We start from the raw sequence: 5,552 nt of genomic DNA, 5'->3' as shown, positions 1-5,552 counted from the left end.
CGCGGCGGGGTGGTCACGGAGGTGGGCGAGCAGCCGGTCGGCCTGCGCCGCGAGCGCCTGCTCGCTCTTGGCGGACAGCACCCACGGCACGGCGGAGGTGTGCAGCGCCGGTGCGTCGGCCTCGGCCTCGGCCTGCGTGGTGTCCTCGGCAGGGTTCCCCTCGTCGGTCTCGGGACCGGCCTCGGGTGCCTGTTCGACGATGATGTGCGCGTTGGTGCCGCTCATCCCGAACGACGACACACCGGCCCGGCGCGGCGTGCCGGTGGCGGGCCAGGGGGTCTGCTCGCGAAGGAGTTCGACGGTGCCAGAGGTCCAGTCGACGTGGGGAGTCGGCTCGTCGGCGTGCAGGGTCTTGGGCAGGACACCGTGGCGCATCGCCTGCACCATCTTGATGACGCCGCCCACGCCGGCGGCGCCCTGCGTGTGCCCGATGTTCGACTTCAGCGAGCCCAGCCACAGCGGACGGTCCTCCGGCCGCTCCTGGCCGTACGTGGCGAGCAGGGCCTCGGCCTCGATCGGGTCGCCGAGCCTGGTGCCGGTGCCGTGCGCCTCGACCGCGTCGACGTCCGCCGCGGTGAGCCGGGCGTCGGCGAGGGCATCGAGGATGACGCGTTGCTGGGCGGGGCCGTTGGGGGCGGTCAGGCCGTTGGACGCGCCGTCCTGGTTGACCGCGGAGCCGCGCACGACGGCGAGGACCTGGTGGCCGTTGCGGCGGGCGTCGGACAGCCGCTCCAGGAGGAGGATGCCGACGCCCTCGCTCCAGGTGGTGCCGTCCGCCGCCGCGGAGAAGGCCTTGCAGCGGGCGTCGGCGGCGAGTCCGCCCTGCTCGCTGAAGCCGCCGAACGCGCTGGGCGTCGACATGACGGTGGCGCCGCCGGCGAGGGCGAGCGAACATTCGCCGTTGCGCAGGGCCTGCGCGGCGAGATGGATGTTCACCAGGGAGGTGGAGCAGGCCGTGTCGACGGACACGGCGGGGCCTTCGAGGCCGAGGGTGTAGGCGATGCGGCCGGACACGACGCTCGCCGCCGTGCCGGTGAGGATGTAGCCCTCGGTGCCGGGCGGCGGGGGCGTGAGCAGGTGGGAGTAGTCCTGGCCGGTGGTCCCGGTGAAGACACCCGTGCGGGTGCCGGCGAGGGACTCGGGAGTGATGCCGGCGGCTTCGAGTGCTTCCCAGACGACCTCCAGCAGGAGCCGCTGCTGCGGGTCCATGGCCAGGGCCTCGCGCGGCGAGATGCCGAAGAAGGCGGGGTCGAAGTCCGTGGCGTCCTGGATGAACCCGCCTTCTTCACGGAAGGCCGCGCCGCTTGACGAACCGGAGGGCCAGCCGCGGTCCTGGGGGAAGTCGGTTATCGCGTCGGTACCGGCGGCCACCAGTTGCCACAGCTGTTCGGGCGTGCGTACACCGCCCGGGTAGCGGCAACCCATCGAGACGATGGCGATGGGCTCGCTGTCGCGGGCTTCCACCTCTCGCAGGCGCTGGCGTGTCTGGTGCAGGTCCGCCGCGACCAGTTTCAGGTAATCCCGGAGCGTCTCTTCGTTCGCCATTCATCCCACCCTGGGCAGCAGCCAGCGCATTGCGTCCACGCAGAGCCCCGGGGGGAATTCCCTGCGTTTCCCGCAGGAAGCTGCGGACTTCAGGAGGATTCCGGGGACTCTGCAGTTCCCGGTGAGGAAAGTACCGAACGAGAACCCGTTCGGGACTCGAGTCCGCCTCGAGCGGGTTTGTTCTCCTCGGATTTTCCCTCGACGGAGACCTCGCTCGAAAGAGATCTCGGCGAGAGGGTATTCCGGCCTCCCAGCAGCCCTCAACCCCTGATTTCAGGGGAGCCCCCCTAAACAGGGGGAGCGACAGGGGAACGACAAGGGGGTCATCTCCGGGCGGCGATGCCGGCGACATGCCGTGCGAGATCCAGGGACTGCTCGCGGTTGAGGCGGGGGTCGCAGGCGGACTCGTAGCGGAGCGGCAGGTCGTCGTGGCCGATCCCGGCCGAGCCGCCCACACACTCCGTGACGTCCTGCCCGGTCATCTCCAGGTGGATTCCGCCCGGGTGGGTGCCCAGGGCTTGGTGCACCTCGAAGAAGCCCCTGATCTCGTCGAGGATCGCATCGAAGGCGCGGGTCTTGTGGCCGGTCGGGGAGGTGTAGGTGTTGCCGTGCATCGGGTCGCAGACCCAGCCGACGCGGGCCCCGGAGGCGGTGACCTTCTCCACGAGCAGGGGCAGCTGTTCGCGGACGGTCCCGGCGCCCATGCGGACGACGAAGGTGAGGCGGCCGGGCTGCCGGTGGGGGTCGAGGCGTTCGACGAGGGCCAGCAGTTCGTCGGGCTCGGCCGTGGGGCCGACCTTCACAGCGACCGGGTTATCGACCCCGGCCAGGAAGGCGATGTGCGTGCCGTCGGGGTCGCGGGTGCGTTCACCGGCCCACAACAGGTGGCCCGTTCCGGCGTAGGTGCGGCCCGTGCCGGGGTCGACGCGGGTCAGCGGGATCTCGTAGTCGAGCAGCAGCGCCTCGTGAGAGACGAACATCTCTTCCGGGACCTGGGCGGCCGTGGTGGTGGAGCGGCCGTCGACGAGGGCACGGACGAGGTTCATGGTCGCCGCGGAGGCCTGGTGGGCGCGCAGCATCCGGTAGGGGTCGGCAGTGCGGCTCTCGGGGGTGAAGTCCGGCCCGTTGACCGAATCGCCCCGGTACGAGGGTAGGGTGACGGCGTCGCGGACCTCGTACGCGCTGGACCGGGGCTTGGCGAACTGGCCCGCCATCCGGCCGACGACGACCACGGGCAGGAGGACGGAACCGGACAGCAGGGACGCCATCCGGGTAAGGGTGTCGAGCCGGCTCTCGATGTCGTCCAGGGAGGTGTGCAGCGGCTCGGCGCAGTCACCTCCCTGCAGGAGCAGGGCGCGGCCCTCGGCGACCGCCGCAAGGCGGCGCCGGAGCAGGTCGCTCTCCCGCGGCAGGACGATCGGCAGGCTCGCTGCAAGGCAGCGCCGGACCTCGTCCAGAGCCGCCGGGTCGGGCCATTCCGGCCGCTGGGGAACGGAATTCAGCAGAAGTCTTTGCATCAGGCGGCCTCGTCGTGTCGCAGGGAAGTCCATACACCGGCCGGACCAGCAGGCACGACGATCGTCCTGCCGCGCGGAAGACAGTCAGCACACAGTCGATCCAGACGGACTCGAATCCCACTGGATCATGACTGGAACCCCTGGCCAGACGACATTCAGAGACGCTCGAGGGTCGACTATTAGGGGTTGTGGGCGGCGATTTTGCTGCATAACTTCCCCTGGTGAGGGCGATCATGGGTGCTTTCGATGGCGCCGCTTGTCGGCCGCCGTTTCCGTCATCCATGGGCATCGATCCGGACGCAAGCCTGGTCGCCATGAACGGACGAGAGAGCGACGGCTCCCAAGAGGGCGGGACGTTTCCATGACGCGCGAAGAAAAGCTGCTTGAGCACCTGAAGTGGATGACCGCTGAGCTGCGTCAGGCGAAGCAGCGACTGCACGAGGTCGATACCGGTGTGCAGGAGCCGATCGCGATCGTCTCCATGAGCTGCCGCTACCCGGGCGGCGTCGAGTCGCCCGAGGACCTGTGGCGGCTGGTGGCCGAGGGCACGGACGCCATGGGCGCGCTGCCCGAGGACCGTGGCTGGGACCTGGCGGGGCTGACCGGCGGCGACCCGGACGGCTCGGGCGCCTCACACAGCGACCAGGGCGGTTTCCTGTACGACGCCACACGGTTCGACGCCGCGTTCTTCGGGATCTCGCCGCGCGAGGCCCTCGCCATGGATCCGCAGCAGCGCATTGTTCTGGAGACGTCCTGGGAGCTGTTCGAGCGGGCCGGCATCGAGCCCGAGTCGCTGCGCGGCAGCCGTACCGGTGTGTACGTCGGCACGAACGGCCAGGACTATCCGATGCTGCTGCCGAACAGCGCCGAGAACGTCGAGGGCCATGTTGTCGTCGGCGGTTCGGCCAGCGTCATCTCCGGTCGCATCTCCTACTCCCTCGGTCTGGAAGGCCCGGCCGCGACCGTGGACACGGCCTGCTCGTCGTCCCTCGTCGCCCTGCACTGGGCCTGCCAGGCGCTGCGCAACCAGGAGTGCTCCCTCGCCGCCGCCGGTGGTGTCGCCCTGATGTCGACGCCGGGCACCTTCCAGGAATTCAGCAAGCAGGGCGCGATGGCCTCCGACGGCCGCTGCAAGGCCTTCTCCGATGCCGCCGACGGCACCGGCTGGGGCGAGGGCGTGGGCATGCTGCTGCTCGAGCGGCTGTCGGACGCCCGCCGCAACGGCCACCAGGTCCTCGCGGTCATCCGCGGCTCCGCGGTCAACCAGGACGGTGCCAGCAGCGGTCTGACCGCCCCCAACGGCCCCGCCCAGCAGCGCGTCATCCTCGATGCCCTCGCCGACGCCCGGCTCACCGCGGCGGACGTCGACGCGGTCGAGGCGCACGGCACCGGCACCAAGCTGGGCGACCCGATCGAGGCGCAGGCGCTGCTGGCCACCTACGGCCAGGACCGTCCCGCGGACCGGCCGCTGTGGCTGGGCTCCCTGAAGTCGAACATCGGCCACACCCAGGCCGCCGCCGGCGTGGGTGGCGTCATCAAAATGGTCATGGCCATGCGCCACGGGGCCATGCCGCGCACCCTGCACGTGGACACCCCCTCCACTCACGTGGACTGGACGGCCGGCGCGGTGGAGCTCCTCACCGAGCAGCGCGTGTGGGAACGGCCCGGACGCCCCCGGCGCGCGGGCGTGTCCGCCTTCGGCATGAGCGGCACCAACGCCCACGCCGTCATCGAGGAGGCCCCCGAGGCCGACACCACGGCCGAGGCTCCCGCCGCGACACCCGCCGGGGACGGCCGGGGCGTGAACGGCCCGGTGCCGTGGTTGATCTCCGCCCGGTCGGAACGCGCTCTGGCGGCCCAGGCCGACCGACTGCGCACACACGTACAAGCCGCGGCGCCGGCCCCGGCGATCGAGGACATCGGACTGTCGCTGCTGCGGACGCGTACCGCGTTCGACCACCGGGCCGTCGTCATCGGCGACGACGTGGCCTCCCTGACGGAACGCCTGCAGGCCCTCGCGGAGGGCACCCTCCCCGCTGGTGCCGCACGCGGCACGGTGGGGGACCACGGCAAGCCGGTGTTCGTGTTCCCCGGTCAGGGGGCGCAGTGGGCCGGGATGGCGGTGGGGCTGCTGGAGGCCTCGCCGGTGTTCGCCGCCCGGATGGCCGAGTGCGCGGCGGCGCTGGCCCCGCACACCGACTGGGCGCTGCTGGACGTGGTGCGCGGGGTGGAGGGTGCCCCGGGGCTGGAGCGGGTGGACGTGGTCCAGCCGGTGCTGTGGGCGGTGATGGTCTCGCTGGCCGAGGTGTGGCGCTCGTACGGGGTGCGGCCGGCCGCGGTGATCGGCCACTCCCAGGGGGAGATCGCCGCCGCCGCGGTGGCCGGCATCCTCTCCCTCAAGGACGCGGCCAGGGTGGTGGCGCTGCGTTCGCGGGCGCTCACCGCGCTGGCCGGGCGGGGCGGCATGGTCTCCCTGGCCCAGCCGGCCGA

At 71.6% G+C, this 5,552-nt stretch carries 3 protein-coding genes; 1 reads left to right on the top strand and 2 read right to left on the bottom strand.

What is annotated here, in order from left to right; all coding sequences use genetic code 11:
- Together AB0I73_RS40075 and AB0I73_RS40070 are read right to left on the bottom strand one after the other, a co-directional pair.
- A partial coding sequence (locus AB0I73_RS40075; RefSeq protein ID WP_363045323.1) for a beta-ketoacyl synthase N-terminal-like domain-containing protein occupies positions 1 to 1,545 on the bottom strand: 1,545 nt, incomplete at its 3' end.
- 323 nt (positions 1,546 to 1,868) lie between these two features.
- A complete protein-coding gene (locus AB0I73_RS40070) occupies positions 1,869 to 3,062 on the bottom strand; it encodes a 3-deoxy-7-phosphoheptulonate synthase class II (protein WP_363045322.1) in 1,194 nt (397 codons plus the stop codon).
- Between the two features lie 361 nt (positions 3,063 to 3,423).
- Between AB0I73_RS40070 and AB0I73_RS40065 the strand changes: the two genes are divergently transcribed.
- A partial coding sequence (locus AB0I73_RS40065) for a type I polyketide synthase (RefSeq protein WP_363045321.1) occupies positions 3,424 to 5,552 on the top strand: 2,129 nt, incomplete at its 3' end.

It is taken from the genome of Streptomyces sp. NPDC050388 (assembly GCF_040655635.1).
Classification (GTDB): Bacteria; Actinomycetota; Actinomycetes; order Streptomycetales; family Streptomycetaceae; genus Streptomyces.
The sequence above is the reverse complement of the archived record's forward strand: the minus strand, read 5'-3'. Positions and strand labels throughout refer to the sequence as shown.